We start from the raw sequence: 19,415 nt of genomic DNA on the forward strand, positions 1-19,415 counted from the left end.
GAGAGAGATGACTGCCACTACTGCAGAACAGCCCACAGAGGCCGTGCAGCCCGGTGCGACCGGCCGGGTCGCCCGTGTCATCGGCCCGGTGGTGGACATTGAGTTCCCCGCCGACGCGATCCCCGCGATGTACAACGCGCTGACCGCCGAGCTGACCCTGGGTGGTGAGACCTCCACCATCACCTTCGAGGTCGCAGCCCACCTGGGCGATAACCTGGTCCGCGCCATCTCCCTTCAGGCCACCGACGGCCTGGTGCGTGGGGTGCAGGTCCAGGACACCGGAGCACCCATCTCGGTGCCGGTGGGCGACAGCGTCAAGGGGCATATCTTCAACGTGCTCGGCGAGACTCTGGACATTCCCTCCGACCAGCTGGAGGTCACCGAGCGCTGGCCCATCCACCGCCAGGCACCCGGCTTCGACCAGCTCGAGGGTTCCACCGAGATGCTGGAGACCGGCATCAAGGTGATCGACCTGCTGACCCCCTACATCAACGGCGGCAAGATCGGCCTCTTCGGCGGCGCCGGCGTGGGCAAGACTGTGCTCATCCAGGAGATGATCACCCGTGTGGCCCGCAACTTCGGCGGCACCTCGGTGTTCGCCGGTGTGGGCGAGCGTACCCGTGAGGGCAACGACCTCTGGGTGGAGATGGAAGAGGCCGGAGTGCTCAAGGACACCGCTCTGGTGTTCGGCCAGATGGATGAGCCGCCGGGAACCCGTCTGCGCGTGGCGCTGTCTGCGCTGACCATGGCGGAGTACTTCCGCGATGTGCAGAACCAGGATGTGCTGCTGTTCATCGACAACATCTTCCGCTTCTCCCAGGCCGGCTCCGAGGTCTCCACCCTGCTGGGCCGGATGCCCTCCGCAGTGGGCTACCAGCCCAACCTTGCCGACGAGATGGGCGTGCTCCAGGAGCGCATCACCTCCACCCGCGGCCACTCCATCACCTCGATGCAGGCTGTCTACGTGCCCGCCGATGACTACACCGACCCGGCCCCGGCCAACGTCTTCGCACACCTGGACGCCACCACCGAGCTGGACCGTGCGATCGCCTCCCGCGGTCTGTACCCGGCCGTGAACCCGCTGACCTCGACCTCCCGCATCCTGGACCCGCAGTACATCGGTCAGGAGCACTACGACTGCGCCACCCGGGTCAAGCAGATTCTGCAGAAGAACAAGGAGCTGCAGGACATCATCGCGATCCTCGGTGTGGACGAGCTCTCCGAGGAGGACAAGATTCTGGTGGCCCGTGCCCGCCGGATCGAGCAGTTCCTCTCCCAGAACACCTACACTGCGCTGCAGTTCACCGGCGTGGAGGGCTCCACCGTGCCGATCAAGGACACCATCGAGGGCTTCAACGCCATCGCCAACGGCGATCTTGACCACATCCCCGAGCAGGCCTTCTACAACATCGGCGGGCTCGACGACGTGGAGCGCAAGTACGCCGAGCTGCAGAAGCAGGGCTGATCTGCCATGGCTGCACTCGACGTACAGGTAGTTGCCGCAGACCATGCGGTGTGGTCCGGTGAGGCCAAGTCCCTCACCGGCCGCACCGTGGAGGGTGATATGGGCATCCTGCCCGGGCACACCCCGGTGCTGGCCCTGCTGGCCGAGGGGGAGCTGACCATCGAACCTGTGGACGGCGGCGGCCCCATCAAGGCCCATGTCAAAGGCGGCTTCTTCTCCGTGGATGACGACAAGGTGACAGTGGTCGCTGACGAGGCGGACATTCGGAGCTAGTTCCGTATCTCTCACTTTCCGCTGATGGCCCCCGGTTCGCCGGGGGCCATCAGCGTCTTTCCGGTAGGGTGGTCTGCTGTGCGATTGGTGATTGCGACCTGTTCGGTCAACTACTCCGGCCGGCTCAACGCCCAGCTGGCCGAGGCGAAACGACTGCTGATGATCAAGGCCGACGGGGCGGTGCTGGTACACGCTGACGGCGGGTCCTATAAGCCGCTGAACTGGATGTCCCCGCCGGCCATCATGCGAGTGAGTGAGCCGGACTCTGAGCAGCGTGAAGCCGGCATCACCGAGGTCTGGACCGTCTCGGCGGAGAAGTCCGATGACGAGCTGAAGATCCTGATCTCGGAGATCCACCACGACTCATCCCATGAGCTGGGCACCGACCCTGGTTTGGTCAAGGACGGGGTGGAGGCCGACCTGCAGCGGCTGCTTGCCGAGCAGATCGAACGGCTGGGGGAGGGTCACCGGCTGATCCGCCGTGAGCATGCCACCCCGATCGGCCCGGTGGACATCCTGGCCAAGGGGCCCAGCGGCACCGTGGCTGTGGAGCTCAAGCGCCGCGGGGACATTGACGGGGTGGAGCAGCTCACCCGGTACCTCGACCTGCTCAACCGGGACCCGCTGCTGGCCCCGGTGCAGGGAGTCTTCGCCGCCCAGCAGATCAAGCCCCAGGCCCGGACTCTGGCCCAGGACCGGGGGATCCGCTGCGTAGTGCTGGACTATGAGGATATGAAGGGCGAGGAGTCCGGGGCACCACGGTTGTTCTGAGTCGGTCCCGTGGCCGCGCACGCCACGACCTGGCCCGCACAAACGCTGGTGCGTTTCTACGGGGCCCGGAGGTCGCGGTTCCCGTCGCGGCCACTCTTGGCCGGCTGCAGTGGCGCCGGCCTTCGCGCCTGAAGTCGTCGCATCGCTGTGCTGGCTCCTCAGCTGCTGATGCGCCAGCAGTGGCTGTGCCAGTGGCGGCGCTCCGAGGCTGCGAATTCATCACCGAGTACCGAGTCGGCCCGCCAGGCCACCACATGAGCGGTGCCGGCGCTGATGGTCAGTCCGCAGCCGGGGCAGCTGTAGTCCTTGGCCGCGGCCGCAGCGGAGATGTGCCTGAGGTGGTACTCGCCGTCCCGGCGCTGAACTCGCCCCGCGGCGATTCCTCCCGGTGCCAGGAACTGAGTGCCCAGCGGACGGTGCTCCTGCTGCCATTTGGAGGCGCCGCGGCGTCGTCCCTTTCCTTTGCCCACAGCAACCATTCTCCCAGAGCCCACAGGCTGAAAGAAAGCTGAATTGTAACCATATCGTTATCTTCGGTATGGTAGGGCGCTGGACATTCCCGAGCGGACCCTCGCAGGTCCACACCGCCACATATAAGGACTACACCCCAGTGCGAATCTTTTCTGCCATCATTGCGTTCCTGGCCGGCCTGGCGCTGGTCGGCTTCGGCGTCGACCGGCTGACCGCCGAGACCGAGGAGACACATACCGTCCAGACAGAGGGCGCCGAGGATGCCCCCTTCACCGTGATCACCGATGATGTGATCGACGCCGAGGACGGCCGTGATGAGTTCACCATCGAGGCCGAGGGGGAGTACCTGATCGCGGTCGGCCGTACCTATGACATTGAGGCATGGCTCGGCGACGCCGCCCACAACCGGGTCACCGGTTATGAGGCGTCCGAGGATCCCGAGCAGCCTTCACGCATCACCGCAGAGTTCATCGACGGCGAGACCGATATGCCTGATCCCACAGACTCAGACCTCTGGGTCAGTGTGGAGAGCGCCGAGGGAGAGACGCCCTACCGCTGGGACACCCCGGATGAAGCTGGTGACTGGGCGCTGCTGATCTACCGCGAGGACTTTGAGCCGGCCCCCAATTCCATCACCACCACCGAGACCGTAACCTTCAGCAATGAGGGCGGCGTGTGGATGATCATCGGCGGTGCCCTGCTGGTGCTGCTTTCCCTGGTGCTCTTCTACTGGGCAGTGGGCACCCCGCGGCGGAAGCGCCGCAAGGCGGATAAGGCCGCCGCAGCTGCACCTGCCGCGGCAGGGGCTGAGTCCGGTCACGCAGCGGAGGATGCCGAGGCCGAGAATGGTCGCGAGGACCAGGAACCCCAGGACACCGCCAATGCCTGGGTGATCCCTGGCGTGGAGACCGGAAACGTTCCCGCAGTGGAGACCGCGCAGCCCGACCAGCCCACCGCGCTGGCCCCCGACACCGAGAACGAGGGGGAGGACCAGGCTGACCAGGTTGACCAGGACCACGCCGACCAGGAGGAGGCAGATCAGGAGGAGGACCCCGATCAGGATCCGCCCGCCCCATCCGGCGCTGACGAGGGCCGCACTCACAAGCTGCCCAGCTGGGCGCAGGGCCTGCGGGACCGGCTGGGCCGCGGCAGGTCTCCCTTCGCTGCAGTGCTGGCCATGCTCCTTGCGCTGGCCGCTGGCTTCGGCCTGGGCGGACCCGCCTACGCCGCTGCGGATGAGGACGCTCCGGAACAGCCTGACCCCGAGGAGCTGGAGGAGGAGACCGAGGCTGAGGCTGAGGTCGAGACCGAGGAGGTTCCCTCCGAAGGCTACTCCGTGCTGCTGAGCTCCCAGCTGGACCGCATCCTGGAGGATGTGGCCCAGACTGTGGCCGCCGCTGACGAGGAGCAGGATGCCGAGCTGCTGGAGGACCGGGTAGCCGGCGAGGCCCTGGAATACCGGGAACTGGCCTACCGCAACCATGATTTGGCCGATACCGCCCTGCCGAACCCCATCGGCACTGAGGTGCTTTCTGCTGCCGTCTCCGGGGACCCGGAGTTCCCGCGCCAGGCCATGGTCATCGTGGAGGAGCCGGAGTCGGAGTCACTGCAGATCCTCTTCCTGGAGCAGGCCACTGCCCAGGAGAACTACAAACTCACCCATTCGACCATGATGGCCCCCGGCACCGAGTTCCCCACCTTCTCCCCGGAGCAGGGCGGCATTTCAGTGGCCGACCCCGGCGATGCTGAGGATGAGAACTCCCCGGCCCGGGTGCTCAGCAGCCTGTCCCGGTGGTTCGTGGACGATGGCCACGACTTCGGCGAACAGGTGAGCGAGAGCCTCTACATCCAGGCCCTGCACGAGTACCACGAGGAGCTCAGCGAGGCGGCCGATGACACCGAGATCAACTTCCCCAACCCCGAAGTCGACTATGAGGACCTCTCCGCGATTGAGCTGCCCGACGGCACCGTGGTGCTGGCCGGTTCCTTCGATATGACTATGGAGATGTCACCCCTGAGCGACGGCGACACGATCTTCCTGGACCACGACCTGGTCGTCGAGATGGTAGGCACCGACTGGACCACCTTCGACACCCAGATCACCTCCCGTGAGTACGTGGTGGTCCAGATCCCGCCGGCCGACTCGGAGGAAGAGATTGTGCTCATCGGTGTGGACAATCTGATCGCTGATGCCAATATCGACACCCCGGACTGGTTCGACGAGTACTGATCCGCGGCTAAGATGAGGGCTGATGAGTGAGAATCCTTCAGCTAACCAGCGCACAGTCAATGCCCATGGTGCAGTAGACCTCTCCGCCCTGGCGGAGGGCTCCGGCCAACAGCCTGCCGCTTCCGGCTCCCGGCCAGGCGGTCAGGACTCCTGGACCGCCGCAGTGGCGCCGCAGCAGCTGCAGCAGATCGTGCAGCTATCCGCCCAGGTTCCGGCCCTGGTGCTGATCCACGGTGAGGATGCGGTCTCCCAGCAGTTCCAGAGCGCCCTGCAGCGGGCAGTCGACGCCCAGCGGGGACGGATCGTACTGGCCACCATCGACGCTGCAGCAAGCCCGGAGCTGGCCCAGCAGGCCGGCAAACTGCCGGTGGTCACCGCCTTCCTCTCCGGCCAGCCGATCGCGGAGTTCGACTCCTCCGCCCCGGTGGAGCAGCTGCCCCAGGTGGTCACCCAGATCCTTCAGCTGGCCACCCAGAACGGGATCACCGGCACGGTGAAGCCCCTGGCAACCACAGCAGGGGAGCAGGACGCCGAGGCCGAGCCTGAGGTGCCCCCACTGCACCAGAAAGCCCACCAGGCACTGGAGCAGGGCGACTACGACGCCGCGGTGGCCGCCTTCGAGCAGGCGGTCAAGGAGAACCCGGGCGATTCTGAGGCCAAACTGGGCATCGCCCAGGTCCGGCTGATGAAGCGCACCCACGGTGCGGATCTGGCCGCCGTGCGCCAGCGTGCTGCGGAGAATCCCGATGATGTCCAGGCGCAGACCGATGTGGCCGATATCGATGTGCTCGGCGGCCATGTGGAGGACGCCTTCAACCGGCTGATTCGGTACATCCAGAGTCACTTCGGCGATGACCGGGAGACGGCCCGCAAGCATCTGGTGGAGCTGTTCAGCATCGTCGGCGACTCCGATCCCAGGGTGGCCGCCGCCCGCAAGAAGCTCGCAACGGCGCTCTTCTGAGTTTGTCCCGCGAGCGCGCGCGCCACGACCTGGCCCGCACAAACGCTGAGGCGTTTGCGCGGGACCCAGAGGTCGCGGTTCCCGTCGCGCCCGCTCTCGCTCGGCTGACGCCGAGCTTCACGACCTGAAGTCGTCACTCCGTTCCTCACACGCTGCCTCGCTTCACCTGCAGCTCACAGCTCGCTCTCCGGGTCGACGTCGTTCATCGCCAGGCATTCGCGGGACTGATCGATCCGGGTGACCGGGGCGGAGAGGGCCACCTGCACATCCATCATGGTGGACTCATTGATGTGCTCATTCTCGATGAGCAGCTCCACTGCGGGTTCGCGCCCGTAGCTGATCAGCTGGGTGTGCTCCTCATGCTCCACCCAGACCCAGTCCACCCCGGAGGGGGCCACACACGGCAGCTCCGTGGGTTCCAGCACCGGCTCTACACCGCAGCGCAGCACCACCGCCAGCGGGTCCCCCCAGGCGGAGGTGGCCTGGGAGGCGGTGGGACGCTGCTCGAAGCCCCCGATCTGTTCCGGCAGGGTGAGCATCACCTCCGCACAGTCTGGATGATGGGCCTCCGGGGCGGCCTGCACATCTGCGGTGGAGGCGCAGGAGGCCAGAGCCCACCCGGCAGCGCAGAGGGCCAAGGCTGCGGCCCACCGGTGTGTCGCAGTGTCAAGGGCAGGGAATCCAGGCACGTGACATATTCTGTAGGAATCTTTCACTGTGCGCTAACCGCACCACTCGCCTCATGAGGAGAACACCGATGACTGCTGTCGGTCCCGCCGAGCAGTTCTTCGTCCACGATGACGATGAGCCGCCGCGCCGCAAAAAGAAGAACAAGAGCGCCCGCTGGATCCTGGGGGCAATGGCCACTCTGGTGGTTCTGGGCCTGGTGGCGGCCGGGGCCTACCTGTTCAGCCTGCACCGCTCCTACAGCAGCAATGTCAGTCACTTCCCGGAGCTCAGCGAGGAGGATGCCCAGGAGATCCTCCCGCCGGAGGAAGAGCGGCCCGAGCCCACTGAGGCCACAAATATCCTCCTGCTGGGCACGGACGCCAACGGGGGCTCAGGTGATAATGAGGACCTGCCCCGGGTGCCCGGTGGCGGGCGCAGCGACACCCTGATGCTAGTCCACATTCCGGAGGACAGCGACTCTGTCCAGGTGATCTCGATCCCGCGAGACCTGTGGGTGGAGATCCCCGGCGGGCGGGGCTGGCATAAGGTCAACGCCGGGCTGGCCCTGGGTGGGGAGAACGGCCACTGGCTGACTGCAGCCACAGTGGAGCAGCTGCTGGATGTGCGGATCGACCATGTGGCCGCCATCGACATGCTCGGATTCGTAGGAATGGTCGAGGCCCTGGACGGGGTGCGCGTCAACTCCAGCTACCCGGAGTCCTTCACCACCAATGAGGGCTACACCTTCACCCCCGGCAGCCAATATATGGATGCCGATCAGGCCCTGAGCTTTGTGCGCCACCGCAGCAGCTTCCCCGACGGAGACCTGCAGCGGATCCGCAACCAGCAGGCCTTCATCCGTGCCGTGATCCAAGAGGCAGCCACCCCCTCCACCCTGGCCAACCCGGTGCGCACCAACGATATGGTCGCCACCTTCGCCGAGCATATGATCACCGACCCGGATCTGACCTCCACCCGGGCCGCAGCGCTGGCCTGGGACGGGCGTGGGGCGCTGAACAACATCAGCTTCTCCACCCTGCCCACCGCAGGCTCCGGCTGGTCTTCTGACGGGCAGTGGATCTGGCACCAGGACCTCGAGGAGCAGCAGCGGATATCCCAGGCCATGTGGGAGGGCACCTTGGACGAGTACCTCAACGAGGACGACGCCGCCTCGGAGTGATCTCCGGAACATGAATTAGGCTTCTCAGGTGGGCACTAAGGGAAAAATCAGAGGGGCTGCGGCCGCACGGCACTGGTTCGCCCTGGCCGAGGACACCCTGCAGACCCACCGGCATCGCCTGGACCGGATCAACGTCTACCCGGTGGCTGACTCGGATACCGGAGGCAATATGCTCGCCACCATCCGCTCCAGCAGGGCTGCGGTGGAGCAGACTTCCGGGGATGACCTGGGACAGCTCCTGGCGGCTGCCGGAGAGCAGGCCATGGGCGCAGCCTACGGCAACTCAGGCACCCTGCTGGCAGTGCTGATCCGAGGCTTCGCCGAACCTCTGGAAGGGTTGGAGCGGCTCACGGTGAGCGCGCTGAGCCGGGGGTTTGACCGCGCCAGCCTGCGCGGTTGGTCAGCTCTGTCCAACCCTGTGGACGGAACTATGCTCTCAGTGCTCGATGCCGCCCGGGACGAGGCTGCCCGCTGCGCCGCCGCGGCTGAGCAGCCGGAGTCCCGAGTCGCCCTGGAAGCCGCGATGGACCCGGTGCTCCGGGCGGCCCGTGCCGCCCTGGTGCAGACCGAGCGGCAGCTTGACGAACTCAGCCGCGCCGGAGTGGTGGACTCCGGCGGCCTGGGCCTGCTCATGGTGCTCAGCGCCCTGGCCGCCACGGTCCGCGGGACCGCCGTGGAGCAGAGCATCTTTGAGGGACTGGCGGGCTGGGACCTGGAGCCGGGGCAGCACAGCCGCGCCTCGGCGTCGTCCTCCTCCGGAGCACCTGCCGAGCTGATGGACGGAGTGGAACTGATGTGCACTGTCCGGCTGAACCCCTTGGGTGCGGCCTCACTGCGGCACCAGTTGGATGAGCTGGGAGAATCGGTGATCATCACCCCCATCGGCGCAGACCCGGACCCTGAAGGTGCGCTGCGCTGGCGCATCCACGTGCACACCGCAGACCCGGAGGCCACACTGGCCGCCGTCCAACAGGCGGGCCCCTTGGAGTCCAGTACCAGCACCCCGCTGAGCCGCGGCCGGGAGGACGGAGCCGGACGGTGAGCGGACCGGTGTTCCCCGACTCCCCGCTGCGGATGGTGGTGCCCAAGGGGCAGGCGCCGCGGATCGAGCGGGCCTTCGGCTACCGCACCGCCGAGGACCTCATGCGGCACTTCCCGCGTAGATACGTCCAGCTCAACGACCGCTACAGCCTCGATGAGCTGCAGGTGGGGGAGGTAGTGAGCTTCTTGGCCACAGTGCTGCAGCAGAAGGAGCGCAGACTGCGCCAGCGCGGGGGGTTCATCGTGGATGTCACCGTGGCCGACCAGCTGGGCAACACCCTGCAACTGAGCTTCTTCCACGGCTACCTGGCCAGGCGTCAGCTCACCGAGGGTACTGCGGCACTGTTCTACGGCAAGGTCACTGAGTTCCAAGGCAGCAAGAACATGACCAACCCGGAGTTCGAGGTGATCATGACCGGCGACGGCCAGCCGGTCAGCAGCTGGGGGATCGAGGCCGAGCATCCCGAGCGGATGCCGCTGCCGCTCTACCCCGGCTCCGGGGAGGTCTCGGCCTTCACAATGCGGCGCTACATCAAAGAGGCATTCGAGGCCATCGACTTCTCCGCCTGGACCGATCCGATCCCGGAGCATATCCGCCGGGAGGAGGGCATCCCGGGGCTGCATGATGCCTATCAGAGCGTGCACCGGCCGGTGCTGGCGGCAGATGCCGAGGCTGGGCTGCGGCGCTTCCAGTTCGAGGAGGCGCTGATCCTGCAGGGCTCCCTGGGACGGCGCCGCCGGGAAGCCGCCCAGCTGCCCGGGATCCCAGCCCCGCGGCGCAGCGGCGGAGTCCTGGAGGCCTTCGACGCCCAGCTGCCCTTCGAGCTCACCGAGGGTCAGCGCCGCTGCGGGGAGTGGATCGCCCAGGACCTGGAACGAAGCCGCCCGATGAACCGGCTGCTGCAGGGGGAGGTCGGCTCCGGAAAGACCCTGGTGGCGCTGCGGGCGATGCTGCAGGTGGCCGACTCCGGGGCCCAGGCCGCACTGATCGCTCCCACAGAGGTGCTCGCCGCCCAGCACGCCCAGTCCCTGCGACGGATGCTCGGCGAATTGGCCCAGGACGATCTGTTCACCGCCGGCGACCAGAGTCCGAACGTCAAGCTGACCCTGCTCACCGGCTCCATGAAGACTGCTGAGCGCCGGCAGGCCATGCTGGACATCGTCACCGGGGAGGCCGGGATCATCGTCGGCACCCATGCTCTGCTCAGCGAGAAGGTCAGCTTCCTCAAGCTCGGCCTGGTGGTGGTCGATGAGCAGCACCGGTTCGGGGTCCAGCAGCGCAATGCCCTGCGCGAGCGCTATACCCCCACCCCGCATATGTTAGTGATGTCGGCCACCCCGATCCCCCGATCAGTGGCGATGACAGTCTTCGGCGACCTGGAGCTGACCGTGCTGGCCGGACTGCCCGGCGGGCGCAGCCCGATCGAGACCTATGTGGTGCCCACCCAGCGCGGCCCCGAATGGATCAACCGGGTCTGGCAGCGGGCTGCGGAGCAGATCAGCCAGGGCCACCAGGTCTTCGTGGTCTGCCCGGAGATCACCAATGAGCAGGGCTCCTTGGACGCCTCGGTGGAGCTGATCAGCCAGCGGCTGCAGCAGGTGGAGCAGCTGGCCGGGGCTCGGACGGCAGTGGCCCACGGCAGGCTGCCGGCCGAGGAGGTGGCTGAGACCATGCGCGCCTTCGAACAGGGCAGGCTGGACGTGCTGGTGGCCACCACCATCATCGAGGTCGGCGTGGATGTGCCTAATGCCACCACGATGGTCATCCTTGACGCCGACTCCTTCGGGGTCTCGACCCTCCATCAGCTGCGCGGGCGGATCGGGCGCGGAACCACCACTACTAACCGGTGCTTCCTCGTCACCCGGCTGCCCGAGGACCACCCCTCGGTGCAGCGGCTGCATGATGTGGCGCAGCACACCGACGGGATGCACCTGGCCCGGCTGGACCTGCAGCGGCGCCGGGAGGGAGACGTGCTCGGTGCCAGCCAGGCCGGGGTCTCCAAACATCTGAAGCTGCTCAGCGTGATCCGCCACGAGGAGATCATCAGCCTGGCAGCGGCCCATATCGACACCCTCTTCGACCGGGATCCGGAGTGGAAGACCGCCCGGGAGCTGCACCAGGCGGTAATGGCCTGGGAGGCCGAGCACAGCGAAGCCGTCGACTTCGCTGACCAGGGCTGAGCGGCATACGCTGTACCCCATGGCACGGATCATTGCAGGCAGCCATAAGGGGCGCCGGCTGGCAGCGGTTCCGGGGGAGGGCACCCGCCCCACCAGCGACCGGGTCAAGGAATCGCTGTTCTCCCGGCTGGAGGGCTACAACGCCATCGACGGCGCCGTAGTGGTGGATGTCTTCGCCGGCTCCGGTGCCCTAGGCTTTGAAGCACTCAGCCGCGGCGCACGCAGCCTGGAGGCAGTGGACCTGGCAGAGCCCGCATACCGGGTGCTGACCAAGAACGCCGAGCTCTTCGCCGGCAGCGGCCAGGTGAGCCTGCACAAGGCCCAGGCCCTGCGCTATCTCAGAGGCCGCACCGGCGAACCCATCGAGCTGCTGTTCCTGGACCCGCCCTATGACCTGCCCGAGCCGGAGCTGACTAAGGTGCTCACCGCAGCGGCCCCCCAGCTGCATGAGGCTGCCACAGTGGTGGTGGAGCGGAATGCGCGCTCCCCGGAGCCCAGCTGGCCCGGCGGCGTCGTCCGCTTCCATGAGAAGACCTACGGCTCCACAAGACTATGGTTGGCAGAACCGGGGGCCTGAGCGTCCGCTGCGGCAACAGGTCGCGGCGTGCGTGCCGCCGGGAATAGACTGACCTGGTGCGCGTCGTATACATCCATCAGCACTTCAACTTCCCCTGGGAGCCCGGCTGGCAGCGGCCCTGGCAGTTCGCCCGTCGGCTGGTCGCGGCCGGACATGAGGTCACCGTGATCTGCGGCGGCCGGGAGTCCGCGCGCCACCAGATGGAAGGGGTGGATGTGAAACGGCTGGCGGTGCCCTATGAGAACGCCATGGTCTTCCAGCAGCGGGTGCGCTCGTTCGTCTCCTTCATGGCCCGGGCCAGCTGGGCGGCCGCGGCGGTGGATGCCGATGTGGTCTTCGCCTCCTCCACCCCGCTGACCACTGCGGTGCCGGGCATCATCGCCTCGAAGTGCCGCCGCGCTCCGTTCGTATTCGAGGTCCGGGACCTCTGGCCGGAGGCCCCGGTGGCCCTGGGCTTCCTGAAGTCCCGGCCGGCAATCCGGGCCGCCGAGGCCCTGGAGAAGTTCGCATACCGCTCCGCCAAGCACGTGATCGCCCTTTCCCCCGGCATGGAGGCCGGGGTCAAACGGGTCTGGCCCCGGGCCGCGACCACAGTGGTGCCCAATGCCTCCGATGTGGAGAACTTCGCCCCCGCCCGGGCAGACCGTGAACAGATCCGGGCGGATCTGGGCTGGGCCGAGGACGAGACGGTGCTCTTCTATGCCGGCAGCTTCGGAGTCACCTACGACGTGCCCTGGCTGATCCGGCTGGCCGGGGAGCTCAAGGGCCGCAGCCAGAAGTTCCGGGTGGTGGCCTACGGCGAGGGCGCTGCCACCGCGGACTGCCGCCGGACCGCCCGCGAGTACGGATTTGCCCCGCTGGAGATCCTGCCGGGCAAGATCCCGCGCACCGAGATCGAACGGATGCTCCCAGCTGCTGACTTCGCGGTATCCACTCTGGTGGACAATCCCGCCCTGGAGATCAACTCACTCAACAAGGTCTTCGACGCCCTGGCCGCTGCCCGTCCGGTGCTGTTCAACCATGCCGGCTGGCTGCCCGAGGTGCTCAGCGCAGCCGGTGCCGGCTGGCAGCTCTCCCGGGATCCGGCCACTGCCGCCGAACAGCTGGTGGGCAAGCTCAGCAGCGGGGAGATCAACATGGCGGCAGCCTCCGCCGCAGCCCTGGAGCTGGCGCAGCAAGAATTTGACCGGGACCTGCTCTTCGAGAGGTTCCGCCAGGTGCTGGAGGCCGCCGCAGGTCTCAGCAGCAAACATATTACGACGACGCCAGCTTGAGGTGGGAAAACGAATGCAGTCAGCAGTGTGCCCAGGATCCTTCGACCCGATGCACAACGGGCATGTGGAGATCGTCGCACGGGCGGTCAACCTCTTCGAGGAGGTCGTAGTGGCCGTCTCCGCCAATATGCACAAATCCCCCATGTTCAGCCTGGAGGATCGGATAGAGATGGCCCAGGAGACCTTCTCCTATCTGCGGGGAGTCAGCGTAAAGCCGCTTCCCCCCGGGGTGCTGCTCACCGATTTCTGCAAGGAGGTCGGGGCATCGGCAGTGGTCAAGGGCCTGCGCGGTGCCCATGACCTGGCCTATGAATCCTCCATGGCCACGATGAATCGGCACCTCACCGGACTGGAGACGGTGTTCCTCACCGCCGACGGGCGTTATACCCACCTGTCCTCCACCCTGGTTAAGGAGGTCCATTCCCTGGGCGGAGACGTCTCCGAGTTCATTCCCCGTGCCGTGCATAAGCGGCTGAGCGCTGCCGACATGTAACAGAAATGTATTGTACGCACGATAAGGTAGTGGCATGAGCAACGCCACACCGATCACAAAAGCAGTTATCCCAGCGGCCGGTCTGGGCACCCGGTTTCTGCCAGCTACTAAGGCGATGCCCAAGGAGATGTTGCCGGTGGTGGATGAGCCGGCCATCCAGTATGTGGTTGCTGAGGCCTCCAAGGCGGGTTTGGAGGACATTTTGATGATCACGGGTCAGAACAAGCGGGCCATGGAGGATCATTTCGATCGGGCTCCTGCTTTGGAAGCCACCCTGCGGGATAAGGGTGATGAGAAGAAGCTGGCTGCGGTGCAGAAGGCCACCGGGCTGGGGGATATCCACTATGTGCGTCAGGGTCAGGCGCTGGGGTTGGGTCATGCGGTGCTGTGTGGGAAGCAGCATGTGGGCAATGAGCCGTTTGCGGTGTTGTTGGGTGATGATCTCATCGATTCTCGGGATACGTTGCTGACCACGATGCTGGCTACTCAGCAGGAGTTGGGTGGGTCGGTGATTGCGGTGATGGAGGTGCCTCAGGAGAAGGTCTCGGCCTATGGGGTGGTCGATGCTGGGGGTAAGGATAAGGAGCCTGGTCCTGATGGTGATCCGGCTCAGGTGGTGCCGGTGCACCGGTTGGTGGAGAAGCCTCCGGTTGATGAGGCGCCCAGCAATCTGGCGATCATTGGGCGGTATGTGCTGCATCCGGCGATTTTTGAGGAGTTGGAGCGGACTCCGCCGGGTAAGGGTGGAGAGATTCAGCTTACTGATGCTTTGCAGGCGATGGCTGCTAAGCCTGCTGCCGAGGGTGGCGGGGTTCATGCGGTGGTCTTCCGGGGGCGTCGGTATGACACCGGGGATAAGCTCAGCTATATCAAGGCGGTAGTGACTCTGGCGGTGGACCGGGAGGATCTGGGCCCTGACCTGAGGACATGGCTCAAAGAGTTCGCCCAAAACCTCTGAGTCCTGTAGGATGGACCGCTGTGAAACATCCACAGCAGGAGAATCTGCTGCACGTGGACGTCAAGGAGCTCAAAGGCCACCCTGGGGCCCAGCAAACTCTCTCCACCACAGTTGAAGCCCCCGCAGGGTTAGGTACAGTGCTGGTCGGCATCGCCGAAGGCAGTGAGCTGCATCTGGACCTGCGCGCCGAGTCTGTGCACGAGGGAGTGCTGCTCACCGGGACCGCCTCGGCAGAGGTGACCGGCCAGTGCGGGCGCTGCCTGGACCCGATCAGCTACCCGCTGACCGTCGATGTCATGCAGCTCTACTCCTGGGAACCCCAGGAGGCCTCCAGCCCGGAGGAGGATGACGAGGAGACTCGTCATGTCACCGAGGGGCTGCACATTGACGTTGAACCGGCGCTGCGGGACCTGATGGTCTCCGCGCTGCCGTTCCAGCCGGTGTGCCGGGCAGACTGCCCGGGACTGTGCTCCCAGTGCGGATTCCGCATGGAGGAGGACCCCGGTCACGCCCACGAGCAGCTCGACCCACGTTGGGCCGCCCTTGCCGGCCTGGCAGACCAACTGAATGAATCGGATGAAGACGGCGCCGCGGCGTCGTCGTAGTCAACTGAAAGCAACGAGAGAGAAGAGGACACCGTGGCTGTTCCAAAGCGGAAGAAGTCCCGTGCCAACACCCGTCACCGCCGGTCGCAGTGGAAGGCCGAAGTGCCTACCCTGGTCAAGACCGTGGAGAACGGCCGTGTGGTCTACAGCCGGCCTCACCAGGCCAAGCTGGTGACCGACTCTGCCGACACCCCGCTGTTCTACGAGTACAAGGGCCGCAAAGTCGCCGACGCCTGATCGCACTGGTCCGTACGGATTGAGCGAGTCAGAGACGCTTCAGAAGAGCCTTGGGGTGCATATTGCCCCCGAGGCTCTTCGTCTTGCCCTGACCCACCGCTCCTTCGCCTATGAGAACTCCGGGCTGCCCACCAACGAGCGCCTGGAGTTCCTGGGCGATGCCGTGCTGCAGCTGGTGGTCACCGACTACCTCTACAGCAGCTTCGAAGACCTCTCCGAGGGAGATCTGGCCAAGCTGCGACCGGCCCTGGTCTCTACCCGAGCGCTGGCGCGGATCGCGCGGAGCCTGGAGCTGGGGCCTCATATCCGCTTGGGCGAGGGTGAACTGCGCACCAACGGGGCGGCCAAGGATTCCATCCTGGCCGACACAATGGAGGCGATCATCGGTGCCTGCTACCTCACCAACGGGTTCGAGACAGCCCGCACGCTGGTGCTGCGGCTAGTCACCCCGCTGCTCAGCGACAAAGAGGCGATGACCGCCGGCAAGGACTGGAAAACCACCATCCAGGAGCTTGCCGCCGCCCGGGAGCTGGGCGAGATCCGCTACCAGATCGAGGACTTCGGCCCCGATCACCGCAAACACTTCCGCGCCACCGTGACCATCGGGGGTCAGGCCTACGGCCAGGGCACCGGGCCCTCCAAGAAAGAGGCTGAGCGCGACGCCGCCCGGGTCACCGTGGAATCCTTGACGGGCGGTCAGGGTGAGCCGGATATCCTTACCCTGGTCCTGGACCGGTACCTGCCGGAGGGACAGTGAAAGGAGGGCTGCGCCGGTGACTGAGCCGCACCGTCCCCGCCGTGCCCGGAGCGGGACCGTCCCACCGGCACCGCAGTCTTCGGAGCCGCAGCGCAGAAGCCGCCGCACCGCCGGAGGTGCTGCCACGAAGAAGCGCCGCCGTAGTACCACCATCATCGTTTCCATCCTGGCGGTGCTCATCGTGCTGGGGCTGATCGCTGCGGCGGTGGTCTATCACTATGTGAACCGGATCCAGACAGTGTTCGAGGAGGAGCGCAACGTCATCGAGGAGCTCGACAGCCTCGACGACGAGACCGCCTACCGCACCTCTGAGAACACCGTGAACGTCCTTCTGTTGGGCTCGGACAGCCGCGGTGATCAGGAGCAGGCCTACCGTGAGGCCACTGGTGAGGGTGGGGAGCGCTCCGATGCGATCATGCTGGTGCATATCCCAGAGGACCGCTCCGGGGTCTACATCATGTCCATCATGCGCGACCTGTGGGTGGAGATCCCCGGTTATGGCTACGGACGGATCAACTCCGCCTTCTCCGAGGGCGGGCTGGAACTGGCCGTGGACACCATCGAGGAGATGCTCTACACCCATATCGACCATGTGGTGACCATTGACTTCGAGGGCTTCCAGGACCTCACCACCGCCCTGGGTGGAGTCTACGTGGACAATCCGCGCGCCTTCTCCGCAGGCCAGGCCAACCCGGACTTCTACCCGGAGGGCACAATCCGCCTGGAGGGCTCCAATGCCCTGCGCTTCGTCCGGGAGCGGAAGTCCTTCCCCACCAGCGACTACATCCGGGTGGAGAACCAGCAGCTGGTGATGCGCGCCATCGCCGAACGCTTCCTCTCCGGGGACACACTGTCCAATCCCAACCGGATCCTAGCGGTGCTGGAGGCTATTCTGCCGTTCATGGAGATGGATGACGGCCTGGATTCCGAGACCATCGTGGGCTACGCCATGGATATGACCAGCCTGCGCGCCAATGACATCCATACCTTCACCATGCCTGCAGGCGCACCGCATACCACCGCTGCCGGCGCCGAGGTGATCCTGCCTGACGAGGAGATGATGACCCTGCTGCGCCGCTCCCTGCAGGCGGAGAACATGGACGGATTCATGGACTACATGGACATTATCGACGGTGAACAGAGCCCCGGGACCTTCACCCAGCTGGAGGACGATGAGCCGCTGAGCACCGAGCTCGGCCGCATGCTGGGCGAGGGCCTCAGCCGTGAGGACTGAGCTGAACGCCCACACTACCTGGGTGTTGGTCTGTACCTATCGGCGCAACGACCTGCTGCAGCAGCTGTTGGCCTCCCTGCGCGGGGTGGATATGCCGACAGGGAGCAGTCTGGAGCAGCCGCAGCTGATTGTGGTGGACAACGCCCCGCATCCGGAGGCTGAGTCCCTGGTCCGCGCTGCCTATCCGCAGGCTCACTACCTCCACCAGCCCAAGCCCGGGATTGCCACTGCCCGCAACACCGCCCTGCAGGAAGTGCCAGCCGATGCTGCGGCGGTGATCTTTGTGGACGACGACGAGAAAGTCACCCCCGGCTGGTTCACCGCACTGTTGGAGACCGCAGCAGTCTCCGGCGCTGACGCTGTGGCCGGGCCGGTGATCCCCGAGTTTGAGCAGGATGAGCCGGACTGGGTGGGCTCCTACGGTTATGTCCGGCGCACCGATTTCCCCACCGGGCCCCACCAGCGGCGTCTGGCCACCAACAACACGCTGGTCCGGGCACACTGGTTCGGTCCGGCCGGGCCGGCTGGCCAGGGGCTGCGGTTCAACGAGGCCTTCAACTTCATCGGCGGCTCCGACTCTGAACTCTTCGAACGGATGCTGCGCGCCGGAGCACAGTTCTGGTGGTGCGCCGAGGCTGAGGTCTCCGAGTATGTTCCGGCGCAGCGGGCCACTAAGGAGTGGCTGCGCCGCCGTGCTGTGCGCGGGGGAGCGGTGCGTGCCGCCAAGCAGCGGCTGCGCTCGGGGCCGGCGGCAGCGGTGGCCCGCACTTCCGCTGAGGGGCTGGCCCGGGCTGGATACGGCTCCCTGCGCAGGTTCAGCAAACGGGTACGACGCCGCCCCATCACCTACACCGACGACTACTACCTCTGTGAAGGGCTGGGTATGCTGCAGGCGCTCACCGGCCGAGGACGCGCGGAGTACGCGCGGAAGGGCTGAACCGCCGCAGCGCCCGGACCGCCAAAGGCTTTACCCCTTCTGCGGAGGGCAGCCCGGGGCGGCGGAAGAACGCCATCGCCTCTGGGTAGCGCCAGTGATGGGACCGCGGGTCCACATAGATCTCAGCGATCTGTCTCAACACGGCGCGGGCCTGGGGGCGCTGATCCCGGGGCACCTGGCGCAGTTTGGGCAGGTACCAGGCAAAGGTCGGCTCGAAGCCGTGCCGGAGGTAGTTGGTAAGCAGGCCGGTCTCCTGCAGCCACTCAGCCTGGGCACGCTCCCGGATCAGGCACTTCTCAAAGTAGCCCGGGGTGACCGTGTTCACCATGGAGCCCTCCGTATGGGCATGGTAGGCGTAGATCTCCTCATGCACCGGCACAAAGGCCTCTGCAGCGGCGAAGAGCTGGCGGAAGAACAGCGAGTCCTGCCCGGCGGCCCCCACCACCTGCCGGATCCCGGTGTCAGTGAACCACTGAGTGCGCAGCAGATAGCTGGAGAGGTTGCTGGGCCGGAACCGAGCCCGGACCAGAATGTCAGCCCCGGCCCGGAAGACCGTTCCCTGCTCGCCCTGCAGCGGCACCTTGGCGTAGTGGGAGGTGTTCGCCACATGCTCGGTGCGATCGGCGTAGATCCGCTGCTGGTTGCCCACGGCCAGCTGGGCCTGCCGGTGGCGATCCAAGGCTACCGCCAGGGGCCAGGGCCCGGCTCCCAGGAACTCGTCATCGGGGTCCAGGAAACCCAGGTACTCGGTATCGGCAAGGTCGAACCCGGTATTGCGCGGGCGGGAGGCGGAGCCGGAACCGCCGCGGGGCAGGAACTGCGCGGCGACGTTGCTGTGGGCCGCTGCCAGCTCAGCCACTGCCTCGCGTGTGTCCTGGTAGGTGGAGCCGTCGTCGATGAGCAGTATGTGCAGCTGTTCAAAGTCGGGCAGCCGGATCAGTGACGGGAAGGCGCGGGTGCGCAACAGTTCGCCGTTGTTGAACACCGGCACAATGATGCTGATTCTGGGCTCTGCCACAGTGCCGACTCTACCGGTAGGTCGGAGCTGAGTCGGCAGATCAGCGCCGAATGCGGTATAGTTTCCGAGGTCCTCACTGGATT

The 19,415-nt window shown here is 66.1% G+C and carries 20 protein-coding genes; 17 read left to right on the forward strand and 3 right to left on the reverse strand.

Annotation, left to right across the window (positions count from 1 at the left end; translation table 11 throughout):
- The first annotated feature begins 7 nt into the window (after positions 1–7).
- From atpD to nucS, 3 genes are all read left to right on the forward strand, one after another.
- Complete coding sequence (gene atpD, locus GNZ21_RS03045; protein WP_157321218.1) at positions 8–1,465, forward strand: F0F1 ATP synthase subunit beta; 1,458 nt, start codon at positions 8–10, stop codon at positions 1,463–1,465.
- 6 nt (positions 1,466–1,471) lie between these two features.
- Positions 1,472–1,738, forward strand: coding sequence for a F0F1 ATP synthase subunit epsilon (locus tag GNZ21_RS03050; RefSeq protein WP_157321220.1), 267 nt, complete (start codon positions 1,472–1,474; stop codon positions 1,736–1,738).
- Between the two features lie 78 nt (positions 1,739–1,816).
- Positions 1,817–2,509, forward strand: a complete 693-nt coding sequence (gene nucS / locus GNZ21_RS03055) for an endonuclease NucS (RefSeq protein WP_188503759.1) — start codon at positions 1,817–1,819, stop codon at positions 2,507–2,509.
- 158 nt (positions 2,510–2,667) lie between these two features.
- On the opposite strand, the gene GNZ21_RS03060 is transcribed toward nucS, so the two are convergent.
- On the reverse strand, positions 2,668–2,979 hold the full coding sequence (locus GNZ21_RS03060; RefSeq protein WP_229659573.1) for a hypothetical protein: 312 nt from the start codon (positions 2,977–2,979) through the stop codon (positions 2,668–2,670).
- 140 nt (positions 2,980–3,119) lie between these two features.
- Here GNZ21_RS03060 and GNZ21_RS03065 point away from each other — a divergent pair, with 140 nt between their 5' ends.
- Entirely contained in the window at positions 3,120–5,210 is a 2,091-nt protein-coding gene (locus GNZ21_RS03065; RefSeq protein ID WP_157321224.1) for a hypothetical protein, read from the forward strand.
- Between the two features lie 22 nt (positions 5,211–5,232).
- Entirely contained in the window at positions 5,233–6,171 is a 939-nt protein-coding gene (locus GNZ21_RS03070) for a co-chaperone YbbN (protein WP_157321225.1), read from the forward strand.
- A 173-nt stretch (positions 6,172–6,344) separates the two neighbouring features.
- Here the strand turns inward: GNZ21_RS03070 and GNZ21_RS03075 are convergent, their stop codons facing one another.
- On the reverse strand, positions 6,345–6,860 hold the full coding sequence (locus GNZ21_RS03075) for a DUF3515 family protein (RefSeq protein ID WP_157321227.1): 516 nt from the start codon (positions 6,858–6,860) through the stop codon (positions 6,345–6,347).
- 68 nt (positions 6,861–6,928) lie between these two features.
- Here GNZ21_RS03075 and GNZ21_RS03080 point away from each other — a divergent pair, with 68 nt between their 5' ends.
- Genes GNZ21_RS03080 through GNZ21_RS03135 form a run of 12 tightly spaced genes read left to right on the forward strand, consistent with a single transcriptional unit; the run spans position 6,929 to position 18,314 of the window.
- Positions 6,929–8,020 carry an LCP family protein gene (locus tag GNZ21_RS03080; RefSeq protein WP_157321229.1) on the forward strand — a complete coding sequence of 364 codons (1,092 nt, stop codon included), beginning with the start codon at positions 6,929–6,931 and terminating at the stop codon, positions 8,018–8,020.
- 28 nt (positions 8,021–8,048) lie between these two features.
- Positions 8,049–9,062, forward strand: a complete 1,014-nt coding sequence (locus GNZ21_RS03085; RefSeq protein WP_157321231.1) for a DAK2 domain-containing protein — start codon at positions 8,049–8,051, stop codon at positions 9,060–9,062.
- Positions 9,059–11,242 carry an ATP-dependent DNA helicase RecG gene (locus GNZ21_RS03090; RefSeq protein WP_157321233.1) on the forward strand — a complete coding sequence of 728 codons (2,184 nt, stop codon included), beginning with the start codon at positions 9,059–9,061 and terminating at the stop codon, positions 11,240–11,242. Before GNZ21_RS03085 ends, GNZ21_RS03090 begins: the two co-directional genes overlap by 4 nt.
- 19 nt (positions 11,243–11,261) lie before the next feature.
- On the forward strand, positions 11,262–11,819 hold the full coding sequence (rsmD, locus tag GNZ21_RS03095) for a 16S rRNA (guanine(966)-N(2))-methyltransferase RsmD (RefSeq protein WP_157321235.1): 558 nt from the start codon (positions 11,262–11,264) through the stop codon (positions 11,817–11,819).
- A gap of 56 nt (positions 11,820–11,875) precedes the next feature.
- Positions 11,876–13,093, forward strand: coding sequence for a glycosyltransferase family 4 protein (locus tag GNZ21_RS03100; protein ID WP_157321237.1), 1,218 nt, complete (start codon positions 11,876–11,878; stop codon positions 13,091–13,093).
- Positions 13,094–13,106: 13 nt separating this feature from the next.
- Positions 13,107–13,586, forward strand: coding sequence for a pantetheine-phosphate adenylyltransferase (gene coaD / locus GNZ21_RS03105; protein ID WP_157321238.1), 480 nt, complete (start codon positions 13,107–13,109; stop codon positions 13,584–13,586).
- 34 nt (positions 13,587–13,620) lie between these two features.
- Positions 13,621–14,544 carry a UTP--glucose-1-phosphate uridylyltransferase GalU gene (galU, locus tag GNZ21_RS03110; RefSeq protein WP_157321240.1) on the forward strand — a complete coding sequence of 308 codons (924 nt, stop codon included), beginning with the start codon at positions 13,621–13,623 and terminating at the stop codon, positions 14,542–14,544.
- Between the two features lie 20 nt (positions 14,545–14,564).
- Complete coding sequence (locus GNZ21_RS03115) at positions 14,565–15,149, forward strand: YceD family protein (protein WP_308805469.1); 585 nt, start codon at positions 14,565–14,567, stop codon at positions 15,147–15,149.
- A gap of 33 nt (positions 15,150–15,182) precedes the next feature.
- Complete coding sequence (rpmF, locus tag GNZ21_RS03120; RefSeq protein WP_044494594.1) at positions 15,183–15,386, forward strand: 50S ribosomal protein L32; 204 nt, start codon at positions 15,183–15,185, stop codon at positions 15,384–15,386.
- A gap of 55 nt (positions 15,387–15,441) precedes the next feature.
- Positions 15,442–16,143, forward strand: coding sequence for a ribonuclease III (gene rnc, locus GNZ21_RS03125; RefSeq protein ID WP_229659572.1), 702 nt, complete (start codon positions 15,442–15,444; stop codon positions 16,141–16,143).
- 16 nt (positions 16,144–16,159) lie between these two features.
- The gene (locus GNZ21_RS15820) at positions 16,160–17,377 is read left to right on the forward strand and encodes an LCP family protein (protein WP_157321244.1); all 1,218 of its coding nucleotides are present in this window, start codon (positions 16,160–16,162) and stop codon (positions 17,375–17,377) included.
- Positions 17,367–18,314 (forward strand): glycosyltransferase family 2 protein, encoded by a 948-nt coding sequence (locus tag GNZ21_RS03135; RefSeq protein WP_157321246.1) that lies wholly within the window; start codon positions 17,367–17,369, stop codon positions 18,312–18,314. The genes GNZ21_RS15820 and GNZ21_RS03135 overlap by 11 nt, the downstream gene beginning before the upstream one ends.
- Here GNZ21_RS03135 and GNZ21_RS03140 read toward each other — a convergent pair.
- On the reverse strand, positions 18,274–19,332 hold the full coding sequence (locus tag GNZ21_RS03140; RefSeq protein WP_157321248.1) for a glycosyltransferase family 2 protein: 1,059 nt from the start codon (positions 19,330–19,332) through the stop codon (positions 18,274–18,276). The genes GNZ21_RS03135 and GNZ21_RS03140 overlap by 41 nt on opposite strands.
- Positions 19,333–19,415 lie beyond the last annotated feature (83 nt).

The organism is Nesterenkonia alkaliphila, from assembly GCF_009758175.1.
Taxonomy (GTDB): Bacteria; Actinomycetota; Actinomycetes; order Actinomycetales; family Micrococcaceae; genus Nesterenkonia; species Nesterenkonia alkaliphila.

Bases quoted from the DNA above. Each gene is read 5' to 3' on its own strand.
- atpD (WP_157321218.1), top strand. From the start codon at position 8: ATGACTGCCACTACTGCAGAACAGCCCACAGAGGCCGTGCAGCCCGGT.
- GNZ21_RS03050 (WP_157321220.1), top strand. From the start codon at position 1,472: ATGGCTGCACTCGACGTACAGGTAGTTGCCGCAGACCATGCGGTGTGG.
- GNZ21_RS03070 (WP_157321225.1), top strand. From the start codon at position 5,233: ATGAGTGAGAATCCTTCAGCTAACCAGCGCACAGTCAATGCCCATGGT.
- GNZ21_RS03080 (WP_157321229.1), top strand. From the start codon at position 6,929: ATGACTGCTGTCGGTCCCGCCGAGCAGTTCTTCGTCCACGATGACGAT.
- rsmD (WP_157321235.1), top strand. From the start codon at position 11,262: ATGGCACGGATCATTGCAGGCAGCCATAAGGGGCGCCGGCTGGCAGCG.
- coaD (WP_157321238.1), top strand. From the start codon at position 13,107: ATGCAGTCAGCAGTGTGCCCAGGATCCTTCGACCCGATGCACAACGGG.
- galU (WP_157321240.1), top strand. From the start codon at position 13,621: ATGAGCAACGCCACACCGATCACAAAAGCAGTTATCCCAGCGGCCGGT.